Genomic DNA, 1,062 nt, shown 5'->3' on the forward strand with positions numbered 1-1,062 from the left:
CCTCCTCTGATAGGTAGGTTGCATACGCGTTACTCACCCGTGCGCCGGTCGCCACCAAAGTATTGCTACCTCGTGCTGCCCCTCGACTTGCATGTGTTAAGCCTGTCGCTAGCGTTCATCCTGAGCCAGGATCAAACTCTTCGTTGTTAAATTGTTTTTATATACCTTTGCTCAGAATCTCGTTATTTATTGTAGTTTTTGACGGTATGTTTCGTATATTTATACGTCTCTTGTACTACTTGTTGATATGTAAATCTTTCAAAGAACTTGTCGCTTTCTTGCGATTGCGGCTGCAAAGGTAAGGACTTTTTCTAAACTACCAAATGTTTCGAAAGAAAATTTGAAAAGTTTTTTCTGAAGTGCTCCGGCGGTTGGAATTTTGCTTAGCATCGCTAACCTCATCCCCTACTCGGGTTACCTCTCTGCATCATGTTGACTACTGCCGTTCTCTCTCGAATGCGGGTGCAAAAGTACTGCCCTACAACATAACTTCCAAATCTTTTTGCAACTATTTTTTCATCGGAATGCAACAGGTTTGCGGGATACGCTGAAATGCTGAGAGTTACGGGAGAAACTTTTTTTCAACTATCGGAACGGCTGGAAAATCAAGGATTCCTATTACTATATAATGTACGGGATAAGGGAGATGGAGGCATGACTCCGCTTCCTTTCTGTCGGTACAGGATCGTGAGGCAGAGGGACCCCAAAAAGAGGGGAAAAGAAATAATCAAATTATACAATAACCCCCTTTTCGGCCGTTTTTCTATTTCACCTGAAAAGTTGATCCGTTTTGGATTGACTATTTGTACGGGGTTGGACCTTATTTCTGACAACGGGAGAAATGAGGTGCCGGGGCAATTCCAAAAAGCGTTCTTTTTGATTGCCGAATGCCGGATAAGCCGACAAAGTGGAAAACCTTAACTCCCGGAGAATCGAATATTTGAAAACAAAACGGACAGCGTTCCGAATATCGCAAGGAAATTTAGGGCCTTTTTTGCCATGAAAACGGGGCTCACCCGATATTTCTGGGGGGGGAACTTCATTCACTTTCTTGGAATATCT

General features: G+C 43.3%; 1 rRNA gene. It reads right to left on the reverse strand.

Annotated features, from left to right (window positions below):
* Positions 1-147 (reverse strand): 16S ribosomal RNA (locus DWW90_RS20325); the annotation flags it as partial.
* Between the last annotated feature and the right edge of the window lie 915 nt (positions 148-1,062).

Source organism: Parabacteroides sp. AF17-28, assembly GCF_003479205.1.
In the GTDB taxonomy this organism is placed as follows: Bacteria; Bacteroidota; Bacteroidia; order Bacteroidales; family Tannerellaceae; genus Parabacteroides; species Parabacteroides acidifaciens.